The sequence below is a fragment of the Halomonas salinarum genome, assembly GCF_012062845.1.
In the GTDB taxonomy this organism is placed as follows: Bacteria; Pseudomonadota; Gammaproteobacteria; order Pseudomonadales; family Halomonadaceae; genus Onishia; species Onishia salinarum.
In genome coordinates, this window is sequence record NZ_WWNB01000023.1 from 29,525 (window position 1) to 54,722 (window position 25,198).

The following is a 25,198-nucleotide window of genomic DNA, read 5'->3' on the forward strand; positions in this document are numbered from 1 at the left end:
CGCCCCCCGTCCCCGACGGCGGGGCGTCGTCTTTTGCTTCGACTCAGCGATGCGCTGTCGGCGATACCCCGCTGCGGGCTGTCGTTACTGCTGATCGCCGGTCTGACCACCGGCCTTTGCGCCCCCGCCATGGCCGCCCCTGATGAAGAGGCAGCCGAGGCACGCGTGGATGCGCTGGCCAAAGACATTAAAGCCCTGGAGCGTGAGCTTTCGGGGCGCCGCGAGGCACGCGACGATGCGGCCGACGCCCTTTCCGAGATAGAGACGGCACTCGCCGAGACACACCGCCGGCTGGATGCCCTGCAGACCAAGCGGCGCTCGCTGAATGATGCCATCGCCGATCTCGAGGAGCGCAAGCGCCTGCTGGAAGACGAACGCCGCGCCCTGGAGGCAGCCCTCGCCGAACAGCTCGACGCCCTCTACCGCCTCGGCGTCAGCCCCGAGCTCAAGTTGCTGCTCAATCAGGACGACCCGACACGGCTGGATCGCCTGCAGACCTACCTCAATCATCTTTCGCGCGCGCGCAAGGCCCGCCTGGACGAGCTCGCAGAGCTGAACGAGCGACTGGCCGACAACCGCCAGGCCCTCACTACCCAGATCGACCAGCTGGCCCGGGTGCGTGAAGAAGTCGAGGCACGCAGCCGGACGCTTGCCTCGAAGCGAGCCGAGCGCGAGGCCCTGCTCACCGAGCTGGATGCCGATATCCGCCGAGGCCGCTCGCGTCAGGCACGCCTCGAGGAAGAACGGGAGAATGCCGAGCAGGTCCTCGGCGAGGTGCGCGAACGCCTAGCGGCGCTCAAGCAACCGCCGCCGACCACCGCCATCGACTCGACGCGCGGCGAACTGCCCTGGCCGACTCAGGGCCAGGTACTGTCACGCTTCGGTGCCGGCGAAGGGGTCGACCGCGACGGCCTGCTGATCAAGGCCGCCGCGGGCAGCCCGGTCAAGGCGGTACATGCCGGGCGCGTGGTATTCGCCGACTGGATGCGCGGTTTTGGTAACCTCCTGATCATCGATCACGGCGACGGCGTGATGACGCTGCACGCGCACCTGCAGCACTTCACGGTGTCCGCGGGTGACGCCGTGAGTGCGGGCCAGGCCATCGCCGTCGTCGGCGTCAGTGGCGGTCGCTCGACCCCGGCGCTCTATTTCGCGGTGCGCCGTCACGGCGAGCCGATCGATCCTGAGCAATGGATCGCCCGACGCTAGTCACTACCATCAATGGATTCCCGCCCCACTGTAACGCTATGCTGGGGCATCGCCCCCAGTTCCGCGACCGGAGACCGCATGCGCGTCAAGGCCCCCCTTATCTTCACGACCCGGATGCTCACGACCTGGTTGTGCACGGCCCTGCTGGCACTGCCGGCGGCCGCACAGTCGCCGACATCCGATGACGACCTGCCCGTCGCCGACGTCCAGACCTTTGCCGAGGTCTTCGAGCGCATCAAGCGCACCTACGTCGATGAGGTCGACGACAGCACCCTGTTGCACAACGCCATGCGGGGCATGCTCAGCGAACTGGACCCGCACTCGACCTACCTCGACCCCCAGGAATTCCAGAGCCTCAAGGAGTCCACCGAGGGCGAGTTCGGTGGCATCGGCATCGAGGTGGGCATGCGCGACGGCCAGCTGATGGTGATTGCGCCCATCGATGATACGCCCGCGGCCCGTGCTGGCCTTCAGTCTCAGGATGCCATCCTGCGCATCGATGACACGGCAACCGACGGCCTGTCGCTGCAGGAAGCGGTGGAGCTGATGCGCGGCGAGCCCGGCACTGAGATTCGCATCACGATCCTGCGCCAAGACGAGAGCATGCCCCGTGAGCTGACCCTTGAGCGCCAGGTGATTCGAACCGAGAGCGTCAAGCACGAGTTCCTGGCGCCTGGTTACGGTTACCTGCGCATCAGCCAGTTCCAGAGCAGCACCGGCGAGCAGGTCAATGAGGCCCTTGATGACATGCAGCAAGCGGGCGACCTGAATGGCCTGGTGCTGGATCTGCGCAATAATCCCGGCGGCGTGCTGCAGGCGGCAGTGGATGTCGTCGATGCCTTCGTCAGTGAAGGCCTGATCGTCTATACCGAAGGGCGGCTCGCCGACAGCCAGATGAGCTTCTCGGCAAACGAGGAGACCGCCGCGCCCGACGTGCCGATGGTCGTGTTGATCAACGGAGGCAGCGCCTCGGCCGCGGAGATCGTCGCCGGCGCCCTGCAGGATCAACGCCGGGCGGTGATCATGGGCACCGAGAGCTTCGGCAAGGGCTCGGTGCAGCAGATCATGCCGCTGGGGAACGACGACGGCCTGAAGCTGACCACCGCGCTCTATTACACCCCCAACGGCCGCTCGATCCAGGCGCAGGGCATCGCACCGGACGTAGAGGTCGTGCGTGGGCGACTCGAAGTCGCTGACAGCTCCGCCCGGCGTCTGCGTGAAGCCGACCTCTCCGGCCACCTCCAGGGCAGCGGCGCTGGCGGTGCCAGCGCCGATACCTCACAGAAAGTGCGCGACGACTATCAACTCGGCGAAGCGCTGAACCTGCTCAAGGCCCTCAAGGTCCTTGGCCCCCAAGCCGGACGCCGCGCCGAGGGCAATTAACTCACCCAGGCGGGTCTGGCTTGAAACAGAAAGGGCGCATTGATCCTGGATCGATGCGCCCTTTCTTATGCCGTGCGGCTCATGCAGAACCTCTGATAACGAACTGGCCGAACCAGACTGGCCGTGCCTAACCGGCCGTACCTAACCGGCCCACGCTGACCTTGTCGTGGACGGCTCACGAGGCCTGGGTGCTCCTCCAGATGGGCGACGGTCAGATTAACGACAGCTGACGGGCAGGCGACCACGCTCGCCTATCGCCTGGCGCATCATCAGACGCTTGAGGGGCGTCAACCGATCGAAGCCGGCGAGCCCCAGGTTGCGGGCCAGGGTCAACGCTGGCGCCCGCGCGCCAAACAACAACCGAAAACCGTCCATCAGCATCAGCATGCTGGCGTTATCGCCGCGCCGACGCCTTGCATAGCGTGCGAGGATCCGTTCATCACCCATTGCCACGCCCCGTTCACGGGCGGCCAGTAGCTCTTCGGACAGTACCGCCACATCCATCAGCCCCAGGTTGACGCCCTGGCCGGCCAGCGGGTGGATGCTGTGGGCAGCATCGCCGACCAGCGCCAAGCCTGGCTGCACATAGTCCCGGGCGTGGCGCTGAGTCAGGGTCACACTGACCGCGCGATCGATGGGTGTGACCGCCCCCAGGCGATGATCGATGGCGGCCGCGAGCGCCTCACCCAGCGCCTCGGGCGTGAGTCGAGTCAACCGAGCGGCTTCCTCGGGGCTGGTCGACCAGACGATCGAGCAGTGATCATCACGACCCTCAATGCGCAGCGGCAGAAAGGCCAGAGGGCCAGTGGACAGGAAGGCCTGACGCGCCACGCCGCCGTGGTCGCGAGCCAGTCGCACGGTGGTGACCACGGCAACATGGCCGGTCTCCGTGGCGGCCGTCTCGATACCCGCCATTTCGCGCAGCGGCGAGCGGGCGCCATCCGCGGCAACGATCAGCGGCGCGCTGAAGCGCCGACCGTCCTCGAGGCAAAGCACACGCCGGTTATCCGCCCCGTGTGGCGCTTGTTCGAGAGCGACGACCCGTGCCCCGGCTTCGCGGCGCACATTGGGCAGCACGGCGAGTCGTTCCTCCAGCGCGGCCTGGGTGACATCATTCTCGACGATATGGCCCAGAACCGGCACGCCGGCCTGGTCGGCGCTGAAACGAATCTCACCACTGCCTTCTGCATCCCACACCTGCATGCCGGTGTAGGGTGACAGGCGACGCTTTGCCATCACCGACCAGACCCCGAGGCCTTCCAGCAAGCGCTGAGAGACCGGCGTCAGGGCACTGACGCGAAGCCCGGGTCGTCCGTGACCGGCCGACTCATCGGGCAGGCTTGCCGGCCGCGCATCCAGAAGCCGGACCGCGACGCCGGCCTGCCCCAGCAACAATGCCAGCGTCGCACCGACCATGCCGGCACCAACGATGATCGCCTCGTCCGGCCTACCTTGCTGTTCCCGCATTTCGTACTCCCGTGTCGTAACGTCGCCGCTGGTAAAAAGCTCAGCGCTCGCGGCCCATGGCGCGTCGTCCCAAGGCTCGGCGCAGCGGCCCAACCAGATTGAGGCCGACGAGCCCTGCTGCTCGGGCATGAGAAAGCAGCGGATGATCGATACCGAACAGTCGGATCAGGCCATCACTGAAGCGGATGACGCTTTGGCGATCGGCGGCCCGCTGTGCCTCGAAGGCCTGCAGGGTGACCATGTCGCCCGGGGTGCGACCAGCGTCCAGCCCTTTCTCGAGGGCTGCCACCAGGTCCAAGACGCCACGCAGCGCCAGGTTGAAGCCCTGACCGGCTACCGGATGCAGCGCATGAGCGGCATTGCCGAGCACCGCGAGCCCTGGGCGTACCTGCTCGGTGGCAGTGACCAGAGACAGCGGATAGGCGTGGCGCTGGCCCACCCGGCGAAAGTGGCCGGCCCGATCGCCGAAGGCCTGCTGCAACCGCGCCAGGAACTCGCGGTCACTCGCCGCCATGGCGGCCGCCTCACCGCCAGCCTGATGGGTCCACACCAGCTCCATGCGCTGTCCAGGCAGCGGTAACAGCGCCATGGGCCCTTCAGGGGTGAAGCGCTCGAAGGCCACGCCACCATGCGGCCGACTGACCTTGAGGTTGGCGATGATGGCCACCTGATCATAAGCCTCGTGACGGCTCTCGATGCCGAGCCGCTCCTTGAGCCCGGAACGTCCACCATCGGCCAGCACCGTCAGATCCGCCTCGATCACGTTGCCATCATCCAGCGCCAGTCGGTGGCCGCTAGCCTGCGGACTGATCGATGCCACCCGCGCCGGGCAATGCCAGTCGATCGAGAGCTCAGCCAATCGCCGGTGCAGCACCTGGCCCATCCAGGCATTGGGCAGCACATAGCCCAGCGCCTCGACGTCGAACTCCTCGGCACTCAGCCGGGTCGCGCCCAGCCGTCCACGCTCACTGACATGGATACGCCGGATCGGCTCGGCCTCCTCGGCCATCTCTGTCCACAGCCCCAGGGTTTCCAGGCGATCACGGGAGCCCTGTGCGATAGCGCTTGCCCGGGCATCGAAGCTCGGCTGGTAGCTCGCCTCATCGAGAGCAGGCAAAGGGTTGGCCTCGATCACCGCCACCCTGAGCCCTGATCGCTCGATCAGCGGCGCCAGGGCACAGGCCAGGCTGGCCCCCACCAAGCCGCCACCGACGATGGCGACATCGACTCGCTGGCCCGCTCGATCCTGCCCAGCGTGGGCGTTGTGGGTCTCGCGCTCTTGCATACGCTTCCGCTCAACGTAAAGAAAATCCCATCATTACGTAATTTACGTAATACTCTCTTGGCAGTCGCCTGAACTGCTCATTCTTTAGCCATCACCGCCTCAATTTCCGACGCTCGCTTGGGGACACCCGCGGACAGCACCTCGTGCCCGTCGCGGGTCACCGCGACATCATCCTCGATACGAATGCCAATGCCGCGATACGCCTCAGGAATGTCATCGTCATCTGGAATATAAAGGCCGGGCTCCACTGTCAGCACCATGCCGGGGGCCAGGGGACGCGGCTCGCCGTGACAGCGGTAAGTGCCCACATCGTGTACATCCAGCCCCAGCCAGTGCGAGGTGGAATGCAGGTAGAAGCGCTTGTAGCGTTCCTCGCTGATCACCGCCTCGAGCTCGCCCTCGACCAGACCGAGCTCCACGAGGCCCCGTGACAGATCACGCACCACGCCCTGATGGATGGCCGCCAGAGTAGCCCCGGGGGTCACCGCCTCGATGGCACGCTCCTGAGCCGCCAGCACGATGTCGTATAGCTGGCGCTGGGGACTGGAGAAGCGGCCATTGACCGGGAAGGTGCGGGTGATGTCGCCGGCATAGAGATCGAACTCGGCACCGGCATCAATCAGCACCAGTTCGCCATCCACCAGCGCATCGCGATTCTCGATGTAGTGCAGTACGCAGGCGTTGGCGCCACCACCCACGATGCTGTCATAGGCCGTGCCATTGGCCCCCTGCCAGCGGAACTCATGCTCGAGTTCGGCCTGAAGGTGGTACTCGTTGAGCCCCGGCCGGGCCGTGCGCATCGCACGCACGTGAGCCCGCGCGGATATCTCGCCGGCATGACGCAGCAGGGCGAGTTCCGCCTGGCTCTTGATGAGCCGCTGTTCGTGCAGCAGCGGTGCCAGGTCGGCCAGTGCCTGCGGGGCGACGGCACCGCGCCGGGCACGCCCCTTGAGTTCGCTGCGTACCTGGTCGGCAAGCGCCAGGCTCTCGCTATCATCCAGCAGCAGATACAACGTCTCGCGACCGTCGATCAGCTCGCCGAGCGCCTCAACGCGTGCCGGATTCTCGAAGGCCTCGTCGATGGCGAAGTGTGCCATGGCACCATCGGTGCCGAGCCGAATGCCGGTCCAGGCTTCGATGGCCGGGTTGCGCTCCTGGCAGAACAGCACGATCTCGCCGGCCTCGCGGCCGGGTAACAGCAAAAGCAAGGCATCAGGCTCGGGAAATCCGGTCAGGTAGTGGAAGTCACTACGCTGGCGAAAAGGGTAATCGCTGTCGTTACTGCGGGTCACAAGGCTGGCCGCTGGCAGCAGCACGGCGCTGCCTTCGGGCAGGGCGGCCATCAGGGTCTGGCAGCGCCGGCGATACTCATCCCGGCCGATGGCGGCCGGGCGGGGAAGCAGTTCGGGTGACATCTCGACTCCTGAGAAGGGGGTCACTGAGTGGGGGCGTTAGCCTCTTCGACCTGCGGCTGGCCGGGATGTTGCTCGGTATAGAGCAGCATGGCCGCCATGCGCGCATGCTCGGTGAGCGCGAAGAGGTCGTTCTCGTTCTCGCTGCTGTCGTCCAGATCGACCTCGATGCTCGCCAGGGTCTGCAGGTCATCCAGCGCCTCGCGCAAATTGGCTGACCAGGCGTTGCGGGTCTCGCTATCGACGGTCTGGACCAGTTCCAGGAAGCCTAGGGTCCAGTCCTTGAGGCCCTGAGCACGCTCGGCCAGGGAGAAGAGATCGTCGGGCAACAGCGGCTCGTAGTTGAGATCGGCGGCCGCCAGGGCGTCGAGGGCCTGGCGACGCCAGCCAAGCAGCACCTCGGCGCTTTCCGGATCCCGGGGCTGCTCGATGCCGAAGGTGGCGCACAGCTCATCCAGCCAGGCTTCGGCGCTCAGGTCGTTGAGCGCCAGGGCACCGGCAAGACGCCCGTCCTGAAAGGCCGGTGACTGCATGCTGCCGTGAATCAGGAAGACATCGGCGACGGTTGAGAAGTCGAGGCGATCGTTGATAAGGGACATGAAGAACTCTTGAATCGGGCCGACACGACGGACGGCGAACATGGCTTGCGTTGACCGCTCGCGAGCGGCTCTCTTATAGTGAATCGACACCTTTCATAGTAACGCATCGGGCCCGTCGCTGGCCCGATCTGGAGCCCACCGATGACCGATGACGCCCGGCGCACTGCCGACATCACCCTTTTGGGCCGCAGCTACGTCATCGCCTGCCCGCCAGAGGAGCAGGACCAGCTCGACCGCGCCGCCCGCTACCTGGATCGTGCCATGCACGGCATCCACTCTCAGTCCAAGGTGCTCGGCACCGAGAAAACCGCCATCATGGCGGCACTGAACATTACCAATGAGCTCCTGCAGGTGCTCGACGAGCGCAAGGAGGGCGAGGAAAGCCTCAACCGCCTCAACGAGCGGCTCGAGCGGGTGCTGGATGACGGCAAGGATGACTGAGCAATCTGCACTTTGGCGCTTAGCCCTGCTCTGGTAGGATGAAGCTGTTCCCTGGAATGTACGCCAGTCGTTACAGTCCCTCGAGCCTATGCGCATTACCCAGGGGGCCAATTGCTAGACAGACCCGTGTGCATGTCCGCGCGACGGAAAGCCTGACGGTCTGTCTGCGGCCACCCACCTTGAACCAATGGGTTCAAGGGCCAGAACGACAGCGGCATTCTGGGGAACCTCGATCATCTGCCGCCCGCCGTGAGCTCGTAAAATAATGCCTCATGCGTCCCTGTCTGATACGACACCCCCTAACGACGCCCTTCACAGCGATGGGGACTCAGGCACGTCATCCTCGACGGCCGTCGATATCCCGATGCAACGCCGTGAACTAAGACGCAACCTGCGCCGCCGTCGTCGCGCCCTGACACCCCGACAGCAACGCCAGGCCGCCAGGAACCTGTGTCTTCGCCTGCGAGGCCTGCCAGAACTCCGTCGCGCCCGACATGTAGCGCTCTATCTGCCCAATGACGGCGAGATAGATCCACGTCCGCTGATCGCCTGGCTAGAGCGCCGCGGGGCAAAGGTTTACCTTCCCGTACTGGCCCCTCTGACCCTCAACCGGCTCTGGTTTGTGCGTTACCACTCAGGCACACCGATGATCACCAATCGCTTCGGTATCGCCGAGCCCGATACGCGCCACGGCGCCCATCGCGCTCGCCGTCTGCCCGCCTGGGCGCTTGAAGTGGTGCTGATGCCGCTGGTTGGCTTCGATGATCAGGGCCAACGGCTGGGCATGGGCGGGGGCTTCTATGACCGCAGCTTCGCCTTCACGCGCCGGGGCGGTCCACGCCCGCGGCTAATCGGCCTGGCCCATGACTGCCAGCGCGTGACAACGCTGCCGGTGGAGAGCTGGGACGTGCCGCTGGATGCCATCGTAAGCGATGCTCGCGTGTTGCGGCCCTGATGGCAGACTGAATCCCCCAGCGCCCTGATAGAAGGCGCGCCAGACCTTGCAGGGCCGCGACGTAAACAATGCATCACAAAAAAAGACCGGCCGCTGCCTGTGATGGGCAGCGGCCGGTCTTTTTGACTTGGCCTGATGATGCTAACTGAGTACGGCAGGCCCTATGGGCAGCCTGTTGGCTCGGAGTCTTCGACTGAACAAGACAATACCGGGCGAGCCTTACAAAGCCCCTTAAAGACGCTTATCGCTTCGCGGCAGAACCCACCGCGGAATCAGCTGCCGACCAGTGCCTGGGCATAACCGGTAGCAACCACTCCCAGGCCGAATACCAGTACCAGCGCCATGACCAAATCGGGCTTGCGTCTCATTATCAACTCCGTGATGTCGTAACAATAGATGGAAGTGCCGCCTGACTAACGGCGTTTCAGCCTATAAGACTCGGTCTAAAGAATGACCATCGCCTCAATAGTCTGAACACATGATAAAACGCCTGCTACCTCTACGGCTAGCCGTTAGTCAATACTTACACACCGTTACGATGAGATCGCATCAGGCCATGAAGAGTCGATAGGCCGGATTATCGGTTTCTTTCCAGTAGCGATAGCCAATCGCATCGAAGTACTCCTCGACATGGGAGCGGTCATCGCTTGGCAACTGCATACCGACCAGCACTCGGCCATAGGCGGCACCGTGGTTGCGATAATGGAACAAGGAGATGTTCCAGTCGGCCGGCAGGTGCGTCAGGAAGTTCATCAAGGCCCCGGGGCGCTCAGGAAACTCGAAGCGATAGACTTCCTCCTCGAACTGCTCCTTGGGCCTGCCACCGCCCAGGTGGCGAATATGCAGCTTGGCCATCTCGTCGTCAGTGAGATCCACCACCGGATAGCCTTCTTCACGCAGCTTGGTAATGACGGCCTGGCGGTCGTCACCGCCCGGTTTGACCTGCACGCCGACGAAAATATGTGCACAGTCAGGGTCGGCATAGCGGTAATTGAACTCGGTAACCATGCGCTTGCCGATAACCTTGCAGAAGCGCTTGAAGCTGCCTGGGCGCTCAGGGATGGTCACCGCCAGGATGGCCTCGCGCTGCTCGCCTAGCTCGGTGCGCTCAGCGATATGCTGCAGACGATCGAAGTTGGTATTGGCACCGGAGTTGATGCACAAGAGCGTCTCACCCTCGGCACCATCGCGCTGGATATATTTCTTGAGGCCGGCAAGCGACAGGGCGCCAGAGGTCTCGGCGACCGCGCGGGTATCCTCGAAGATATCCTTGACCGCGGCACACATCTCATCGGCATTGACGGTGATGATTTCATCGATCAGGTCCTTGGCAATCGCAAAGGGCACTTCGCCAGCCTGCGCCACCGCGACGCCCTCGGCAAAGACACCGACCTGATCCAGCACCACCCGCTCGCCGGCCTCCATGGCCGCCTTGAAGCTGGCGCTATCCTCGGACTCGACCCCGATCACCTTGATCTCGGGCCGCAGGTACTTGATGTAGGCGGCCACGCCGGCGATCAGGCCACCGCCCCCTACCGGCACAAAGACGGCGTCCAGACGCCCCCCGTGCTGGCGCAGGATCTCCACGCCGATGGTGCCCTGGCCGGCCACCACGTCGATATCATCGAAGGGGGGGATATAGGTGTAGCCGTGCTCGGCGATCAACTCCTGGACATGGGCGGCGGCGGCGGCAAAGGCGTCCCCCTTGAGGATCACCTTGGCGCCCCGGGCGCGCACCGCCTGTACCTTGATCTCCGGCGTGATACGCGGCATCACGATCACCGCCTTGACGCCCATCAGCTTGGCGGCGAGCGCCAGCCCCTGGGCGTGGTTACCGGCCGAAGCGGCGATCACGCCCTTGGTCTTCTGCTCGTCGCTCAGCTGCGCCATCTTGTTGTAGGCGCCGCGAATCTTGAAGGAGTAGACGGGCTGCAGGTCTTCGCGCTTGATCAGAATCTGGTTATTAAGGCGCTTGGAAAGGATGGTCGCCGGTGAGATCGGCGTTTCCCGTGCGGCATCGTAAACACGGGCGGTGAGTATTTTCTTGACGGTTTCTTCGAGCATCCTGATATCCCAAGGGCGTCGTCATGACTGAGCGTCATGCGATAATCGCGTGCGTGGCAAAACCCCTATTGGTAGCAGACCCGCTGCCGTGGCGTCCAGCGCCTTCGACGCCTGATCGTTCAGGCAAGGAAGCATCAACACCGCCGCCGAACTGGCCTATAATCGCGACGCTTCTTACGCCACTCCCAAGCGAGCTCTCATGACACAAGACGAACTGAAGGATGCGGTGGCCGCCGCGGCCATCGAGGAAATTCGCCCGCTGCTCGGCAGCGACGTCATCATCGGCGTCGGCACCGGCTCCACCGCCGATCGTTTCATCGACCGACTGGCCGCCCTGCGCGATGACTTCAAGGCTGCCGTAGCAAGCTCTGAAACCACCGCTGAGCGTCTCAGGTCCCACGGTATCGACGTGGTCGAGATGAACGTTGCCGGCAGCGTGCCGGTGTATGTGGATGGCGCCGACGAGATTAACGGTCGCCTCGAGATGATCAAGGGTGGCGGCGCGGCCCTGACCCGCGAGAAGATCGTCGCCGCCTGCGCGGAGCGCTTCGTATGCATCGCCGATGCATCGAAAAAGGTCGAGGTGCTGGGTGACTTCCCGCTGCCGGTCGAGGTCATTCCGATGGCGCGTTCCTACGTGGCCCGAGAGCTCGTGAAGCTCGGTGCCACGCCGGTCTATCGCGAAGGCGTGGTGACCGACAACGGCAACCAAATCCTCGACTGCTATGAGCTCACCATCGAGGACCCGGTTGCCATGGAGGCCCGCCTCAATGCCATCGTCGGCGTGGTCACTAACGGCCTGTTCGCCGCTCGCGGCGCCGATGTGCTGTTGCTCGGTGGCTCACAGGGTGTCGAGCGCATCGAGAAAAACCAAGAGTGAGTAAACGCTTACTTCGTTTCTAGCATAGCGTTCAGGCCTTTCAGGGTGAGCGACAACGCGCCCCGATTGGCCGCCACCACTTGTCGGCCTGCCTCGCCGAGGCGGGTCCTGTTCGCTGGAGCGTCAAATAGCGCAGCCAGCGTCGCTGCCAGCCCTTCGGCATCGCCCACCTCGGCAAGCGCCGAGGCCTCGCGCAGGGTCGCGGCAACATCGCTGAAATTCTCAAGCGATGGCCCGGTCACGACCGGCACGCCCTGCACGGCGGGTTCAAGCAGGTTGTGCCCGCCGACCGGCACCAGGCTACCGCCGACGAAGGCGATATCCGCCGCCCCGTAGAGCGTGGCAAGCTCACCCATGGTGTCAGCGAGGTAGATCTGCGTGTCGGGTCCTGGACGGTCGTCCCTCGATCGCCGCGCCATACGCATGCCCTGGGTCTCGCAGAGCGAGGCCACTTCGTCGAAGCGTTGGGGATGACGCGGCACGAGGATCAGCAGCGCCTTAGGATGCGTCTCGAGCAGGCGTCGATGTGCGGCGAGCAACTGCTCGTCCTCGCCGGGGTGTGTCGAGCCGCCGACCCAGATCGGACGCTCACCGAGCCAGGTATGTAAGCGCTCACTTCTCTCCAGATCCTCGCCGGAAGCACTCATATCGAACTTGAGTGAACCCACCACACTGATACACGCCCGGGCCATGCCGAGTGCCTGGTAGCGCTCGGCGTCCTCGTCAGACTTGGCGGCCAGCCAGTTAACGTTGGCGAGCGCCGCCGCCATCAGCGGACGAACCTTCATATAGCGTGCGTAGGCGCTAGGCGACAGGCGGCCGTTGACCACGGCGACCGGTATACCACGGCGGCGACAGGCCGCGAGCAGGTTAGGCCATAGCTCGGTCTCGAAAAAGATCGCCTGCATCGGCGCGAGGCGAGCAACGAAGCGCCGCGCCGCGCCGGGAAAGTCCAGCGGCACGAAGTGATGACTCACTTCGGCGCCAGCCCCTGCGGCGTTGAGCTTATCGGCCAATGCTTGCACCTGCACGGCACCGGTGGCGGTCATGGTGGTCACGACCAGGCGGTGTGCCGGGCGGCTTGTCGCCAGCGCCTCGATCAGCGGCCGGGCGGCCAGTACCTCGCCGACAGACGCGCAGTGCAGCCAGGTCACGGGGCGCTCGATGCGGTCGTCGACCGATGCGACCCGAGAAGAGTGGGGGATCAGCCCGAGGCGTTCACGCCTCGGGTGAGCAAGCGCCTGCTCACGCCATACCCTGCGCCATATCAGTGGTGCAAGACCATAGAGTGCCGTCGAGTAGGCGAGTCGTGGCCAACGGGCAGGCATCAGCCTTCCCGGTCGAGGATGGTCGAGATCATCGCCGTGGTAGAGACACCGTCCTCGAAGTCGAGCACGCGCACCTCGCCGCCATTGGCGATCACCGCTTCGCCACCGGCGATATCGGCGGGCAGGTAGTCACCGCCCTTGACCAGCACGTCGGGCAGCACGGTCTCGATCAGGGACGCCGGGGTGTCATCGCCGAAGGGCACCACCCAGTCCACGGCGCCGAGCCCGGCGAGCACCTGCATGCGCCGCTGCAGAAGGTTGATCGGCCGTGTGGGGCCCTTGAGGCGAGCGATCGAGGCATCGTCGTTGACCGCCACGATCAGCCGGTCGCCGAGACGACGGGCCTGCTCCAGGTAGGCCACGTGGCCGGCGTGCAGAATATCGAAGCAGCCGTTGGTCATCACCACCTTCTCGCCGCGGGCCTGGGCGGCCCGCACCGCCTCGACCAGCGGTGCCGCCTCGATGAGGCCGAACTCGGCAAGCTTGTCGCCGTGCAGGGCGGTGTAGAGTTCAGCGATCGAGAGGGTCGCGGTGCCTGGCTTGGCCACCACCAGACCGGCCGCCAGGTTGGCAAGCGTCATGGCCTCAGGGAAGCCATGACCGGCGGCCAGCGCCAGCCCCAACACGCCGATCACGGTATCGCCGGCACCGGTCACGTCGTAGACCTCACGCGCCCGCGTCGGCAGGTGCAAAGGGGCATGATCGCCGCGGATCAGGGTCATGCCCTTCTCACTGCGAGTGATCAGCAGAGCCTCCAGGTCGAGCTCGACCCGCAATGCTTCGCCCTTGGCAGCCAGTTCCTCATCGCTGCGGCAGGGGCCGACCACGGCCTCGAACTCGGTCAGGTTGGGCGTGACCACGCTGGCCCCGCGATAACGGCGAAAGTCGCTGCCCTTGGGGTCGACCAGCACCCGTTTGCCCGCCTCGCGCACCAGCTGAATCAGCGATTCGACGCGATTCAGGGTGCCCTTGCCGTAATCGGAGAGGATCACCAGATCGGCATCGCCAAGCTGTGCTGCCACCTTGGCCTCAAGCTCCCGAGTATCGACCTCGTCCAGCGGCTCCTCGAAATCCAGGCGAATCAGCTGCTGGTTACGGCTCATGACCCTGAGCTTGGCAATCGTCGGAATATCAGGGCTGCGTTGAAAGTGAGTACTTACTCCGGAGTCTTCAAGCCGGTGGGTCAGCAGATCGGCATTGTCGTCGTCGCCGACCAGACCCGCCAGAGCGGCACGGGCACCTAGCGAGGAGATATTGAGGGCCACGTTGGCGGCGCCGCCGGGGCGATCCTCACCATCGTTGACCTTGACCACCGGCACTGGTGCCTCCGGGGAGATCCGCGAGGTTCCACCGTGCCAGTAGCGATCGAGCATCACATCGCCCACCACCAGCAGGCGGGCCTGTTCAAGAGCGGTCAGGTCAAGCTTCATCGCGGGGCTCCATGAGTAGGGCATCGAGGTGAGCGATCACATCGTCGGCGTGGATCAGCGACATGGCATCGGGATGGCGCACACGCGTCCCCCAGACGATTTCGTCGGGCGACTTGTGCAAGTAGGTGCGTACGGCCTCGGGGTAGCGATTGACGACGTGCTCGCGCCAACGATAAGGGGCGGCGCGCTGCGGGTTGGTGGTGGCATAGAGCCCTACGGTCGGCGTATTCAGGGCATTGGCCATATGCACCGGGCCGGAGTCGGGGGCAACAACGGCTCGTGCACCGTCAATCAGCGCCATAAGTCCCTTCAGGGAGGTGCCGCCTATGGCATCGACCACCGCCCCTTCAGAGCACAGCGCCTGGATGCGTGCGCCCATCTCGCGCTCCTGAGTACTGCCGCCACCACTCATCACCGTCACCAGGCCATGATTCCACAGGTGTTCGATCACCGCGGCATAGCCCTCGGCGGACCAGTTGCGGAAGTTACGCAGCCGTGGATTGGCACAGGGGCTGATCAGTACGTAGTCCTGCTCACCGCTTACCTCGCGAGCCTCGCGCCGGGCGTCGTCGGGAATCGCCAGATCCCACTCAGGGGTCAGGTCTTCGACGCCCAATTCACGGGCGAAGTCCATGAAGGATTCCAGCACATGGGCACGTGGATGCGGCGCCAGTTGATGCTGGGTGAACCAGTGCTGCCAGTCCTTGGATCGGGCCTTGTCGTAACCGATGCGTACCCCGGCGCGTAGCCCCAGCGACAGCACGCTGGCACGCAGCGACTGCTGCATGTGCAACAGCGCATCGAAACGCGTGTCCTTGAGCGCACGCCAGATCTCACGCATGCCGGCGAGACCGGTCGACTTGTCATAGACCACGAACTCGACCCCGGACAGGCCCGACAGTAGACTGTGCTCGGCCTTGCCGACGATCCAGGTGATACGCACGCCCGGCCACTGACGCTGCAGGGCACGCACGGTCGGCACCAGGTTACAGACATCGCCCAGGGCCGAGAGCCTAAGCACGCACAGGTGCGTGGGGTGAACAGGCAGAGGATGCTTCATGCAGTTGGCAACGTTCCAGAAAGAAAATACCTGCATTCTATATGATGCAGGACGCTTTTGTGACGAGGGAAGCTCACGACAAGCCCCAGGCCTTGACGTCCAAGGCGCTTCTGCGACCGAAGGCGAGACAACGCCATTGCCCCTGGAGCCTCGCTGGTTCTGTCCGGACTACTGGCGTGAGCAAGACGCCGTAACCGGCGAGGCACCAGGCCGAGGCGCAAGTCTCTTTCTCAAGGCACCCGACCGAGCAAATGAGCAGTGGGTGCTGCGCCCTTACCGGCGCGGGGGACTGATCGCCCGCCTGAATGACGCGAGCTACCTGTGGACCGGGCTTGAACGCACCCGCGCCTTTCGCGAACTGCGCCTGACCGCCGCCTTATACACGCAAGGGCTGCCGGTGCCACGCCCGGTGGCCGCCGGAGTCTGGCAGCGCGGCCTGGTCTATCGGGCCGCATTGATCACCGTGCGCCTGGCCGGCGCCCGCGCCCTGGCCGACTGCCTGGCGGATGCCGACGCGGCGCTACTCGAGCGCGTCGGCGCCACCATTCGCCGCTTCCATCATGCCGGCCTCGACCATGTGGACCTCAACGCCCGCAATCTGCTCATCGCCCCGGATGGCGCGGTATTCCTGATCGACCTGGATCGCTGCCGCCTGCGTCATGCGGGCCGCTGGCAAGCGGACAATCTGTCGCGCCTAGAACGCTCGCTCGAGAAGTTCGACGCCAACGCATCGATGTCCGCCATCCTCGACGGTTACCATGCCAAGACCGATGACTGACCCGAACGGGCAAAGTACTTGTCCATTACCAGCAGACTGACCAAACGCTCACGCCTTTCATTCTTGAACTGGGCTACATAGGCGTTGGCATTGGTGATGATGCGCCTGGCCTCGTCGGGATGATCCCGATAGTAAGCGACTTTCTCCTCGATATCCCCGTAGTCGTCGGCGAGCTGGACATAATGATAGCCGGGGATCAATCGCCCCTCCATGAACCAGGTCTCGAAGCGCGGTGCCGCCATGAAACACAGCGAGTTCGAGGCCATGATCCACTTGAGGTTGGTCGCCACGTCCTTGCCTTCGATGCTCAGCACGAACTTGTACTGGAGCTGCTCCTCGATGCTCATGAAGGGCCGATGATAGGGCTTGCCCTGCGCGCTGCGACGCACATCTCCGACATCGCACAGCGGGTGGTCATGGAAGTGCTCGACGAACCTCTGACGGTGGGCTTGATGACAGGCACCCCGCCAAACCAGCTTGTCCTGCTTGGCGGCAAAGGGCGTGCGGTCAGGGAAGACATAGTAGTGGCGAACGGCATTGAGCTTGAGTAGAACTGAGTGCCGATTATCGCCACCCAGCGGCCGACTTTTAAGAAAGGTGGGCCGCTCTGGCACCTCGCGGATATCGCCGAAAAGATGATGAAAGCGCAGATGCCCCGGAAAGAATCGCAGATAACGCCACATATCGAGGTAGTAGGCCCAGCTCTTTTCCCGGGTAAAGTCGGCAATAGTCGTCGCCTCTTGTCCGAGCTCGACGCAAGAATCGCACTGGTTGTAGTAGTCGACCCGTGCCCGGATCTCTTCTCGTTCCGGCGCATCGAGTGAGTCGAATTCGGCCAATATCGCTGGCAAACGACGCTGATTGGCGGCCAAGGGTACCGCCAGGCCCGCCGCGTGCCAGCCATAGAAACGGAACTTGTGAGTGTTCTTGTGCAACTGCGCCAGTAGCGTCTTCATACAGGCCACCGCATGGCTATTGTCATTCGTTAGCGAGCGCTTCCTAACATCAAGATGAGTGCCAGGGGGACGTGTTCTGATAGTGCCAACATCGCCACTAGTGCTGCCTGGCTATAACATCAGTCACTGTATTACTACCGTCTATGCCAGCTATCACTGTATCAGGTGCTGATAAAGCCCCCAGTAGGCGTTGGCCATGGCCTCTGGCGTATAACGCGCGAGCTGGGCACTCGCCCCTTCTATCAAGGTCTTTGCAAGTTCGGCATCATCATGTAAGCGGGCAATGGCGTCGGCAAGGGCCTCGGCATCTCCTGGCGGCACCAGCAATCCCGTCTCTTCATCACGGACGATATCAGGAATCCCCCCCACCCTTGAGGCCACGATCGGCACACCGGCATCCATTACGTCCAGCAGCACCGAGCCGAGCCCTTCGTTGCGTGAAGGAAAGGCAAAGAGATCTAGCCCTGGAAGATAATCGCCTATGTTGTCCTTGAACCCCATAAAGGTAACGTTGGTGCGTCCTGCCGCTTCTGCCTCCAGCGCCTCTGCATCTTCGCCTTGACCAAAGAACAGCACCTGCACATCGGGCTTGATCCGCTCAAGGCGACGTGCTGCCTCAAGCAGCACCCGCTGACCCTTGTGGCGGTCGACCAGCGCGCCGACATGCCCGACCAGGTACTTGCCGGGAAAGTCGGCACGCAGTGCCTTGGCCTGTTCAGGATCTGCCTTGAGCCCGGACAGGGCGCTTGGAATCAACGCCACCTCACCCCAATCACGCGCTTCGAGTTGACGCTGAATCAATGACGAGATGGCGACTCGCTTAGCAGCGCCCCGATAGCAGAAGCGGTTGCTGATCTTGTCCTTGACCGGGGCATCGACCCGACGAGTCAACAGGTAAGGCACGCCATGCCACAAGCGGTGCAATCCCCCCCAATGCACCGCCTTGGCATCATGGGCATGAACGATATCGGCCTGCAGGCGGCCTGCTACCCCATGGCCCGCTAGCTGATGATCGGCATCGATGAAACCCAACCCAGGCACCTTTGCAAGGCGCGAACGCAGCGGTGAATCTCGCCGACACGCCAGCCATTGCGCGGCATTATCGTATGATGACAGGGCGCGAATCAGCAGTTCGGTCTGACGCTCACCGCCACGATAGCCCTTGGCCAGATTGACATGGATGATCTTCAACAATGACTCCCACTTGAAACTGGCTCTGTTAGCGCACGCCGATACCGGGCTCGCTGTGCATGAATCGACGGCAGATCACCGTGAACCTTCCGCCAAGGGTGGCGGTAGTCGCGACCGTGGTCTGACCGACATCGCCGTCGCGCAACCTTGCCACCCACAACAGGCCCACACCAGCGGTACCTGGCCATGAACAGTCCGTGAAAAAGCCTCTCCCAGGCCCCCAAGGCTCAGGTGTCTGGTTGTCATGTGCAGCGCTGATTCGAGGACGCATGGCTTGCCATGGCCACCCAAGGGTAATATACGCGTTTGCCCGACCGGACTTAAGGTGAAGAGGCTTTCCCTTGCCGTGCATTGCTCAAGGGCCAATACAGCGCCACCATGCTCAAAGTACCCGCTCAACAAGAGATCACACCATGACGCCGATTACCGGAGTGGTCATCACTCTCAATGAAGAACGACAGATTGCCGACTGTATCCGCTCGCTGCTTCGGGTCTGTGACGAGGTTATCGTTGTGGACTCTCTGAGTCAGGACGACACCGTCAGGATCGCCGAGACTGAAGGTGCCCGGGTAATCGAACAGGCCTACTTGGGAGACGGGCCACAAAAGGCCTTCGGCGTTCCCTATGCACGCCATGACTGGATCCTGGCCCTGGACGCGGATGAGCGTCTGGACGACGATGCGGTCGCCAAGATCCAGTCACTTACTCTCGATGATCCGTCTACGGCCTATGGCTTTCGGCGCAAGAATTACGTCGGCCATCACTGGATCCGAGCAGCAGGCTTCTATCCCGATGCCGTGGCACGGCTGTACAACCGTACCCAGGCCGGTTATGAGCCGAAGAAAGGCCATGCCGCCGTCAAGGCCCCCAGGGTCAAGCAGACCGGCGCCCACCTGCACCACTTCACCTATCATGACCTCAAGCACTGGATCGAGCGCATCAATCAGCTCTCATCCCGCGATGCCTGGGCCATGAAGGACCGTGGCGTGCCCGCCTCGAGCTGGGCGCCGGCCTTGCATGCCCTGACAGCCACCCTGCGCAAGCTGATCCTCAAGGGCGGCATCTTCCAGGGCAGCGATGGCATGACGGTGGCGATGACCACCGCCTTCAGGGCCTACATGAAATACGCCAAGCTCAACGAACTCTACGAGAACGAGCGGGTCAACCGGCAGGCGTAAGCACTTGAGGCGATTCAGGCAGAATGGCCGCCAGCATTCGCTCAGGAGTGATGTGCTTGAGGCAATTGGTGTGACCAAGCGGACAGTCCCTTGCAAAACACGGCGAACAGGACAGTGCCAGGTAGTGAATCCGGGTATTCTCGGTCAGCGGCGGCGTGTACTCAGGCGACGAAGAGCCGTAGATGGCATGCACCCGAGTGCCTACCGCGGCAGCCACGTGCATCAACCCGGAATCGTTGGTCACCACCTGCTCACAGTCGGCGAGCAGGTCCACGGCATCGGCCAGCCGCGTACGCCCGCACAGGTTATGGGCGTGAGAGAGGCCCGCGCAGATCACCTCACCGTCGGGCGCATCCTTGGGGCCCCCCAGGACCCGCACCTCATAGCCCGAGGCCACAAGCTGAGTCGCCAGCGCATGAAAATACTCAAGAGGCCACTGCTTGGCGGGGCCATATTCGGCACCCGGCATCATGCCGATGGCCGGGCGTGAGGACAGCTGATGCGTGAGCCTGAGTTCGATCAGGTTGTCCGGGTCCACCGCCAGGCGGGGGCGCGGAATAGCGAACTTACCGCTGGCCGCCTCGTCCTCGGGCAACCCCAGGGAGACGAAACGCTTGACGGTCTGATCGAGTACCGTCTTGTCCAGGCGTCGCCGCTCATTGAGCAGCCACAACCGCTGCTCGCCGGTAAAGCCCCGACGCTTGGGGATACGTGCCAGAAAAGGCACCATCGCTGACTTCCACGAGCGCGGCAGCACGATAGCGCGATCAAAGCGTCCCTTGAGCCGACGCGCCAGCTCGCGGCGAGCGGCGAGACCGAACTCGCCGTGCCCCACCTCGAGTGCCAGTGTCTCGTCGACCTCGGCCATGCGCTCGATGATCGGCAGCGACCAGCCGGGCGCGACCACACCCAGCGTGCAGCCAGGGTGGCGCGCCTTGAGCGTCATCAACAAACTCTGGGCCATCACCATGTCACCGACCCAGGATGGCCCTACCACCAGAATCCGCTCGCCGGCGTTAGCCATTCAGCCACTCCAGATACTCGCGCACGCCCTCGGCGACGGTCTTGAACTCGGCCGTGTAGCCAGCCTCGCGCAGCCGCGTGATATCCGCACGGGTATAACTCTGATAGCGCCCCTTCAGCTCGTCCGGGAAGTCAATGAAATCGATCTGGCCCTTGCCGTAGAAGTCGATCGCGGTATCGGCGATAGCCTTGAACGGCTCCGCCCGGCCGGTGCCCAGGTTGAAGATACCCGAGCGCTCCGGGTGATCGAGGAACCACAGGTTGACGTTCACCACGTCGCCGACATAGACGAAATCGCGGCTCTGCATGCCGGCCTCGTAGCCATCCCAGGCGCCGAACAGCTTGGGGTTCTGGCCGGCCTGGACCTGGGTATGGTGATGGTAGGCCACACTCGCCATCTTGCCCTTGTGCTGCTCCCGAGGACCATAGACGTTGAAGTAGCGAAATCCGACCACCTGGCTGGTGAAGCTGTCCCAGCGCGCGCGCACGTACTGATCGAACAGGAGCTTGGAGTAGCCGTAAACGTTGAGCGGCTTCTCATGCTCGGGTGCCTCGAAGAACACCTCGCTGCCGCCATAGGTGGCCGCCGAGGAGGCATACAGGAAAGGGATGCCCTTGGCCTGGCAGAAGTGGAGCAGCACCTTCGAGTACTCGAAGTTGTTCTCCATCATGAAGCGGCCGTCCCACTCGGTGGTATCGGAGCAGGCACCCTCGTGGAAGATCGCCTCGATCTCCGGCAGACCCGCATCATCGCCACGCATTGAGGCCTCGACGCGCATCAGGAAATCATCCTTGTCGAGATAATCTCCCAGCGTGCAGTCGGCCAGATTGAGAAACTTGGTACCGTCGGAAAGATCATCCACCACGAGTATGTCTTCCCGGCCACGTGCATTCAGCGCCTTGACCAAATTGGCCCCGATAAAGCCGGCACCGCCTGTGACTACGATCATCGTCAAACCCTCTTATGTCCGAGCACCCGGCTCAATCCGTCCGCGCGCCTATATCCGATTAACCTCTGATTGTATACTTGGCAGTTCTTGAATTCATGGGCCAACGGTGCTTCACCAATGACACAGTCGACGCCAGACGTGAAAACCTTCCAGGGCCTGATCCTCGCCCTGCAGCAATATTGGGCCGAACAGGGCTGCGCCATCATGCAGCCGCTGGATATGGAAGTCGGTGCCGGCACGTTCCACCCGGCCACCTTCCTGCGCTCCATCGGCCCGGAAACCTGGAACGCTGCCTATGTGCAGCCCTCCCGCCGGCCAACCGACGGTCGCTATGGCGAGAATCCTAACCGCCTGCAGCACTATTACCAATTCCAGGTGGTCATGAAGCCCTCGCCCGCTGACTTCCAGGCACTTTACCTGGGCTCCCTGGAGCGTCTTGGCCTCGACCCGCTGGTCCACGATATCCGCTTCGTCGAAGACAACTGGGAGTCGCCGACCCTGGGCGCCTGGGGCCTTGGCTGGGAGATGTGGCTCAATGGCATGGAGGTGACCCAGTTCACCTACTTCCAGCAGGCCGGTGGTATCGAATGCTACCCGGTAACCGGCGAGCTGACCTACGGCCTCGAGCGCATCGCCATGTACCTGCAGGATGTCGATAGCGTCTACGACCTGATCTGGACCATCGCCCCGGATGGTTCCCAAGTCACTTACGGTGACGTCTACCTGCAGAACGAGCGCGAGCAGTCGGCCTACAACTTCGAACATGCCGACGTGCCGGTCCTGTTCGATGCCTTCGACTACCATGAGCGCGAGTGCAGCAAGCTGCTGGAGGCGGGCTTGCCACTACCGGCCTATGAAATGGTCCTCAAGGCTTCCCACACCTTCAACCTGCTCGATGCCCGCCACGCCATCTCGGTCACCGAGCGCCAACGTTTCATCCTGCGTGTCCGTACCATGGCCCGCGACGTGGCTCATGCCTACTACGAGTCACGCAAGGCCGCCGGCTTCCCGATGGCCTCGGACGCCCTGAAACGCGAACTGCTAGCCGAACAAGGAGACGCCTGAGCCATGGCCACCGATACCTTTCTGATCGAACTTGGCGTTGAGGAACTGCCGCCGAGCGCCATCGACAGCCTCTCGGACGCCCTGGCCAAGAGCCTGCGTCAAGGTCTCACCGAGGCCGAAGTCCCCTTCGCCGCGGTAGAGGCCTATGGCAGTCCCCGCCGACTCGCGGTTCGCATCGAGGCTCTGGCCGACAAGCAGCCGGACCGCGAAGTTGAACGCCGCGGTCCGGCGCTTGCCGCCGCGTTCAAGGACGGAGTGGCCACCAAGGCCGCCGAAGGCTTCGCCCGTTCCTGCGGTGTCAGCGTCGAGGACCTGATCCACCTCGAAACCCCCAAGGGCACCTGGCTGGGCTTTCGCGAGCAACAGCAGGGCGAGGTCGTCACTGCCCTGCTGCCGAATATCGTCGCCAAGGCCATCGATGGCCTGCCAGTTCCCAAGAACATGCGCTGGGGAAGCTCACGGGTCGAGTTCTCGCGTCCGGTCCATTGGCTGGTGATGCTCTACGGCAGCGAGGTCGTCGAAGCGACCGTACTGGGCCTCAACGCTGGCCGCACGACCTATGGGCATCGTTTCCATGCGCCCCAGGCGATCGATCTTGGCCACCCCGATGACTACCTGGGGGCTCTTGAAGAAGCCTACGTACTCGCCGACCGTGAGCGGCGTCGCGAGCGCATCCGCGAACAGGTGCTGGCCGAAGCCGAGTGCCAGGACGCCGAGGCAGTCATCGACGAAGACCTGCTGGTCGAGGTCAGCGGCCTGGTCGAGTGGCCGGTCGCCTTGACCGGCAGCTTCGACGAGCGCTTCCTCGAGGTGCCGCCGGAGTGCCTGATCTCCTCGATGAAGGCCAACCAGAAGTACTTCCACCTGCTCGATGAAAATGGCCATCTCAAGCCGCTGTTCATCACCATCGCCAATATCGAGAGCCGCGACCCCCAGCAGGTGATCGCTGGCAACGAGAAGGTCATTCGCCCACGCCTCGCCGATGCTGCCTTCTTCTACGACGTCGACCGCAAGACGCCGCTTGCCGCTCGCCGCGAGGGCCTCGGAAGTGTGGTTTTCCAGCAACAGCTGGGCACCCTGACCGACAAGGCCACTCGCAGCGTGCCGGTCGCCCGCTTCATTGCCGAGCATATCGGTGGCGATACCGACCATGCCCAGCGTGCGACCGAGCTCGCAAAATGCGATCTGGTCACCGAGATGGTGCTGGAGTTCCCCGAACTACAGGGCATCATGGGCTGTTACTATGCCCGCCAGGACGGCGAAGCCGAGGAAGTCGCCCAGGCGCTCTATGAGCAGTACCTGCCGCGCTTCGCCAGTGACGTCATCCCCCAGACGCGTACGGGCCAGGCGCTGGCCCTCGCGGACCGTCTCGACACCCTGACCGGCATCTTCGGTATCGGCGCACGTCCCACCGGCGCCAAGGACCCCTTCGCCCTGCGCCGTGCCGCCATCGGTGTACTCAACATCCTGATCAAGGGTGAACTGGACCTGGACCTGCGCGAGCTGCTCGTGCGGGCAGCGGCCCAGCATTCTGGCCTACCCAAATCCGAGGGTTTGGTCGATGACGTCTTCGCGTACATGATCGACCGTTTCCGGGCCTGGACTCAGGACGAAGGCATTGACGTCGAAGTCTACCTCGCGGTGCGCTCCCGTCCGGTATCCAAGCCGCTGGACTTCGCTCGTCGTGTACAGGCCGTGCATGCCTTCAGCCAACGTGAGGAAGCCGCGGCTCTGGCAGCGGCCAACAAGCGGGTCGCCAACATCCTGGCGAAGCAGGGACACGATGGCTCGACGCATATCGACACTCACCTCCTCACGGAAGCGGCAGAGCATGCGCTGGCCGAAGCCCTGGAGGCCCGGCGCGTCGCCGTGTTGCCGCTGTTCGCCGAGGCTCGCTATGCCGAAGCACTAGATGCACTGGCAAGCCTTCGAGAGCCTGTCGATCGCTTCTTCGATGACGTGATGGTGATGGCGGACGATGACGGGGTTCGTCGCAACCGCCTGGCACTGCTGGCTAACCTCCAGGCCTTGTTCCTGGGCGTTGCCGATATCGCCGAACTGCAGCAGTAGCATCGCTTTTGATCGTCAGCTGCCGACGGTCATCGCCATAAAAGGCCCGCCAATTCGGCGTAATGCCAGTCAGTTAACGCTGACTGGCATTTCTTTTGGTCGGGTACTTCTGTGGTCGGCGCCTGACTGATCGGGGGTAAGATCGCTCGCGTCGCTCAGGCAAGACGAAGGCAGGCGCCATCTCCAGCATCGACTGAATCACACCGGGCACACGCCCCGGCGAGACCCAGGGGAGGACCGTCAACTCCTTGATGATCCAGTGGGCGGCCTGGTGGAAGCTGAGTTGGTTCGGGTGCACCGCTTCTAGGCTATAGGCCATGCGGGCCATCTGGAAGCGGATCAGGTTGTAGGCCAGCAAGGTGCCCCAGAGCTCCTGGAAGACCATCTCCGGCGTCCGGCTACGCAACGTCAGGCGGTTACCCAACAGGGATTGCTTCATTTCCCGGTAGCCCAGTTCGATTTCCCAGCGGTGGC

At 63.5% G+C, this 25,198-nt stretch carries 22 protein-coding genes and 1 other RNA gene; 10 read left to right on the forward strand and 13 right to left on the reverse strand.

What is annotated here, in order from left to right; genetic code table 11:
• The first annotated feature begins 33 nt into the window (after nucleotides 1-33).
• Nucleotides 34-1,209, forward strand: coding sequence for a murein hydrolase activator EnvC family protein (locus tag HF027_RS13910; protein ID WP_245184854.1), 1,176 nt, complete (start codon nucleotides 34-36; stop codon nucleotides 1,207-1,209).
• Between the two features lie 78 nt (nucleotides 1,210-1,287).
• Complete coding sequence (locus tag HF027_RS13915) at nucleotides 1,288-2,592, forward strand: S41 family peptidase (protein ID WP_168016660.1); 1,305 nt, start codon at nucleotides 1,288-1,290, stop codon at nucleotides 2,590-2,592.
• 216 nt (nucleotides 2,593-2,808) lie between these two features.
• Here HF027_RS13915 and HF027_RS13920 read toward each other — a convergent pair whose 3' ends face one another.
• The 4 genes from HF027_RS13920 to HF027_RS13935 all read right to left on the reverse strand — a co-directional run bounded on the left by HF027_RS13920 (nucleotide 2,809) and on the right by HF027_RS13935 (nucleotide 7,355).
• Nucleotides 2,809-4,059 (reverse strand): UbiH/UbiF/VisC/COQ6 family ubiquinone biosynthesis hydroxylase, encoded by a 1,251-nt coding sequence (locus HF027_RS13920; protein ID WP_168016662.1) that lies wholly within the window; start codon nucleotides 4,057-4,059, stop codon nucleotides 2,809-2,811.
• A 40-nt stretch (nucleotides 4,060-4,099) separates the two neighbouring features.
• Nucleotides 4,100-5,344: a 2-octaprenyl-6-methoxyphenyl hydroxylase gene (gene ubiH, locus HF027_RS13925; RefSeq protein ID WP_168016664.1), complete on the reverse strand. Its 1,245-nt coding sequence runs from the start codon at nucleotides 5,342-5,344 to the stop codon at nucleotides 4,100-4,102.
• A 77-nt stretch (nucleotides 5,345-5,421) separates the two neighbouring features.
• Complete coding sequence (gene pepP, locus HF027_RS13930; RefSeq protein ID WP_168016666.1) at nucleotides 5,422-6,759, reverse strand: Xaa-Pro aminopeptidase; 1,338 nt, start codon at nucleotides 6,757-6,759, stop codon at nucleotides 5,422-5,424.
• A gap of 20 nt (nucleotides 6,760-6,779) precedes the next feature.
• Nucleotides 6,780-7,355: a UPF0149 family protein gene (locus HF027_RS13935; protein ID WP_168016668.1), complete on the reverse strand. Its 576-nt coding sequence runs from the start codon at nucleotides 7,353-7,355 to the stop codon at nucleotides 6,780-6,782.
• Nucleotides 7,356-7,496: 141 nt separating this feature from the next.
• On the opposite strand from HF027_RS13935, the gene HF027_RS13940 reads away from it, so the two are divergent.
• The 3 genes from HF027_RS13940 (at nucleotide 7,497) to HF027_RS13950 (ending at nucleotide 8,751) form a co-directional block, all read left to right on the forward strand.
• Nucleotides 7,497-7,796: a cell division protein ZapA gene (locus HF027_RS13940; protein WP_168016670.1), complete on the forward strand. Its 300-nt coding sequence runs from the start codon at nucleotides 7,497-7,499 to the stop codon at nucleotides 7,794-7,796.
• A gap of 45 nt (nucleotides 7,797-7,841) precedes the next feature.
• A non-coding RNA gene (ssrS, locus tag HF027_RS13945) (6S RNA) lies at nucleotides 7,842-8,026 on the forward strand.
• 134 nt (nucleotides 8,027-8,160) lie between these two features.
• Nucleotides 8,161-8,751, forward strand: a complete 591-nt coding sequence (locus HF027_RS13950) for a 5-formyltetrahydrofolate cyclo-ligase (protein ID WP_168016672.1) — start codon at nucleotides 8,161-8,163, stop codon at nucleotides 8,749-8,751.
• A 549-nt stretch (nucleotides 8,752-9,300) separates the two neighbouring features.
• Here the strand turns inward: HF027_RS13950 and ilvA are convergent.
• Complete coding sequence (ilvA, locus tag HF027_RS13955) at nucleotides 9,301-10,815, reverse strand: threonine ammonia-lyase, biosynthetic (protein ID WP_168016674.1); 1,515 nt, start codon at nucleotides 10,813-10,815, stop codon at nucleotides 9,301-9,303.
• Nucleotides 10,816-11,014: 199 nt separating this feature from the next.
• On the opposite strand from ilvA, the gene rpiA reads away from it, so the two are divergent.
• A complete protein-coding gene (gene rpiA / locus HF027_RS13960) occupies nucleotides 11,015-11,695 on the forward strand; it encodes a ribose-5-phosphate isomerase RpiA (protein ID WP_168016677.1) in 681 nt (226 codons plus the stop codon).
• An 8-nt stretch (nucleotides 11,696-11,703) separates the two neighbouring features.
• Here rpiA and waaA read toward each other — a convergent pair whose 3' ends face one another.
• The 3 genes from waaA to HF027_RS13975 are packed head-to-tail and all read right to left on the reverse strand — an operon-like array spanning nucleotide 11,704 to nucleotide 15,513.
• On the reverse strand, nucleotides 11,704-13,023 hold the full coding sequence (gene waaA, locus HF027_RS13965) for a lipid IV(A) 3-deoxy-D-manno-octulosonic acid transferase (protein ID WP_168016679.1): 1,320 nt from the start codon (nucleotides 13,021-13,023) through the stop codon (nucleotides 11,704-11,706).
• Nucleotides 13,023-14,453 carry a bifunctional D-glycero-beta-D-manno-heptose-7-phosphate kinase/D-glycero-beta-D-manno-heptose 1-phosphate adenylyltransferase HldE gene (gene hldE, locus HF027_RS13970; protein WP_168016681.1) on the reverse strand — a complete coding sequence of 477 codons (1,431 nt, stop codon included), beginning with the start codon at nucleotides 14,451-14,453 and terminating at the stop codon, nucleotides 13,023-13,025. Before hldE ends, waaA begins: the two co-directional genes overlap by 1 nt.
• On the reverse strand, nucleotides 14,443-15,513 hold the full coding sequence (locus HF027_RS13975) for a glycosyltransferase family 9 protein (protein WP_168016683.1): 1,071 nt from the start codon (nucleotides 15,511-15,513) through the stop codon (nucleotides 14,443-14,445). Before HF027_RS13975 ends, hldE begins: the two co-directional genes overlap by 11 nt.
• Between HF027_RS13975 and HF027_RS13980 the strand changes: the two genes are divergently transcribed.
• Nucleotides 15,512-16,291, forward strand: a complete 780-nt coding sequence (locus tag HF027_RS13980; RefSeq protein ID WP_168016685.1) for a 3-deoxy-D-manno-octulosonic acid kinase — start codon at nucleotides 15,512-15,514, stop codon at nucleotides 16,289-16,291. The two genes, HF027_RS13975 and HF027_RS13980, sit on opposite strands and share 2 nt — an antisense overlap.
• Here the strand turns inward: HF027_RS13980 and HF027_RS13985 are convergent.
• Complete coding sequence (locus HF027_RS13985) at nucleotides 16,267-17,247, reverse strand: glycosyl transferase family 90 (protein WP_168016687.1); 981 nt, start codon at nucleotides 17,245-17,247, stop codon at nucleotides 16,267-16,269. The two genes, HF027_RS13980 and HF027_RS13985, sit on opposite strands and share 25 nt — an antisense overlap.
• Nucleotides 17,248-17,400: 153 nt before the next feature.
• Nucleotides 17,401-18,438 carry a glycosyltransferase family 4 protein gene (locus HF027_RS13990; protein ID WP_342448746.1) on the reverse strand — a complete coding sequence of 346 codons (1,038 nt, stop codon included), beginning with the start codon at nucleotides 18,436-18,438 and terminating at the stop codon, nucleotides 17,401-17,403.
• A gap of 413 nt (nucleotides 18,439-18,851) precedes the next feature.
• Here HF027_RS13990 and HF027_RS13995 point away from each other — a divergent pair, with 413 nt between their 5' ends.
• The gene (locus HF027_RS13995) at nucleotides 18,852-19,616 is read left to right on the forward strand and encodes a glycosyltransferase family 2 protein (RefSeq protein ID WP_168016691.1); all 765 of its coding nucleotides are present in this window, start codon (nucleotides 18,852-18,854) and stop codon (nucleotides 19,614-19,616) included.
• On the opposite strand, the gene waaF is transcribed toward HF027_RS13995, so the two are convergent.
• Nucleotides 19,600-20,640 carry a lipopolysaccharide heptosyltransferase II gene (gene waaF / locus HF027_RS14000; RefSeq protein ID WP_168016693.1) on the reverse strand — a complete coding sequence of 347 codons (1,041 nt, stop codon included), beginning with the start codon at nucleotides 20,638-20,640 and terminating at the stop codon, nucleotides 19,600-19,602. The two genes, HF027_RS13995 and waaF, sit on opposite strands and share 17 nt — an antisense overlap.
• Nucleotides 20,633-21,589 (reverse strand): ADP-glyceromanno-heptose 6-epimerase, encoded by a 957-nt coding sequence (rfaD, locus tag HF027_RS14005; RefSeq protein WP_168016695.1) that lies wholly within the window; start codon nucleotides 21,587-21,589, stop codon nucleotides 20,633-20,635. Before rfaD ends, waaF begins: the two co-directional genes overlap by 8 nt.
• A 117-nt stretch (nucleotides 21,590-21,706) precedes the next feature.
• Here rfaD and glyQ point away from each other — a divergent pair, with 117 nt between their 5' ends.
• Complete coding sequence (glyQ, locus tag HF027_RS14010; protein WP_136254747.1) at nucleotides 21,707-22,654, forward strand: glycine--tRNA ligase subunit alpha; 948 nt, start codon at nucleotides 21,707-21,709, stop codon at nucleotides 22,652-22,654.
• A gap of 3 nt (nucleotides 22,655-22,657) precedes the next feature.
• Nucleotides 22,658-24,724: a glycine--tRNA ligase subunit beta gene (glyS, locus tag HF027_RS14015; RefSeq protein ID WP_168016697.1), complete on the forward strand. Its 2,067-nt coding sequence runs from the start codon at nucleotides 22,658-22,660 to the stop codon at nucleotides 24,722-24,724.
• Between the two features lie 73 nt (nucleotides 24,725-24,797).
• Here the strand turns inward: glyS and HF027_RS14020 are convergent.
• Nucleotides 24,798-25,198 (reverse strand): transposase (locus HF027_RS14020; RefSeq protein WP_168016699.1); only part of this gene is annotated, 401 nt, incomplete at its 5' end.

Excerpts from the sequence above, each read along its gene's own strand:
- HF027_RS13985 (WP_168016687.1), bottom strand. The coding sequence starts at position 17,247 with ATGAAGACGCTACTGGCGCAGTTGCACAAGAACACTCACAAGTTCCGT.
- HF027_RS13975 (WP_168016683.1), bottom strand. The coding sequence starts at position 15,513 with ATGAAGCATCCTCTGCCTGTTCACCCCACGCACCTGTGCGTGCTTAGG.
- HF027_RS13995 (WP_168016691.1), top strand. The coding sequence starts at position 18,852 with ATGACGCCGATTACCGGAGTGGTCATCACTCTCAATGAAGAACGACAG.
- HF027_RS13980 (WP_168016685.1), top strand. The coding sequence starts at position 15,512 with ATGCAGTTGGCAACGTTCCAGAAAGAAAATACCTGCATTCTATATGAT.
- pepP (WP_168016666.1), bottom strand. The coding sequence starts at position 6,759 with ATGTCACCCGAACTGCTTCCCCGCCCGGCCGCCATCGGCCGGGATGAG.
- HF027_RS13940 (WP_168016670.1), top strand. The coding sequence starts at position 7,497 with ATGACCGATGACGCCCGGCGCACTGCCGACATCACCCTTTTGGGCCGC.
- ilvA (WP_168016674.1), bottom strand. The coding sequence starts at position 10,815 with ATGCTCGAAGAAACCGTCAAGAAAATACTCACCGCCCGTGTTTACGAT.
- glyQ (WP_136254747.1), top strand. The coding sequence starts at position 21,707 with ATGACACAGTCGACGCCAGACGTGAAAACCTTCCAGGGCCTGATCCTC.
- HF027_RS13935 (WP_168016668.1), bottom strand. The coding sequence starts at position 7,355 with ATGTCCCTTATCAACGATCGCCTCGACTTCTCAACCGTCGCCGATGTC.
- HF027_RS13920 (WP_168016662.1), bottom strand. The coding sequence starts at position 4,059 with ATGCGGGAACAGCAAGGTAGGCCGGACGAGGCGATCATCGTTGGTGCC.
- waaA (WP_168016679.1), bottom strand. The coding sequence starts at position 13,023 with ATGCCTGCCCGTTGGCCACGACTCGCCTACTCGACGGCACTCTATGGT.
- waaF (WP_168016693.1), bottom strand. The coding sequence starts at position 20,640 with ATGGCTAACGCCGGCGAGCGGATTCTGGTGGTAGGGCCATCCTGGGTC.
- glyS (WP_168016697.1), top strand. The coding sequence starts at position 22,658 with ATGGCCACCGATACCTTTCTGATCGAACTTGGCGTTGAGGAACTGCCG.
- ubiH (WP_168016664.1), bottom strand. The coding sequence starts at position 5,344 with ATGCAAGAGCGCGAGACCCACAACGCCCACGCTGGGCAGGATCGAGCG.
- hldE (WP_168016681.1), bottom strand. The coding sequence starts at position 14,453 with ATGAAGCTTGACCTGACCGCTCTTGAACAGGCCCGCCTGCTGGTGGTG.
- rfaD (WP_168016695.1), bottom strand. The coding sequence starts at position 21,589 with ATGATCGTAGTCACAGGCGGTGCCGGCTTTATCGGGGCCAATTTGGTC.
- HF027_RS13950 (WP_168016672.1), top strand. The coding sequence starts at position 8,161 with ATGCAACGCCGTGAACTAAGACGCAACCTGCGCCGCCGTCGTCGCGCC.
- rpiA (WP_168016677.1), top strand. The coding sequence starts at position 11,015 with ATGACACAAGACGAACTGAAGGATGCGGTGGCCGCCGCGGCCATCGAG.
- HF027_RS13915 (WP_168016660.1), top strand. The coding sequence starts at position 1,288 with ATGCGCGTCAAGGCCCCCCTTATCTTCACGACCCGGATGCTCACGACC.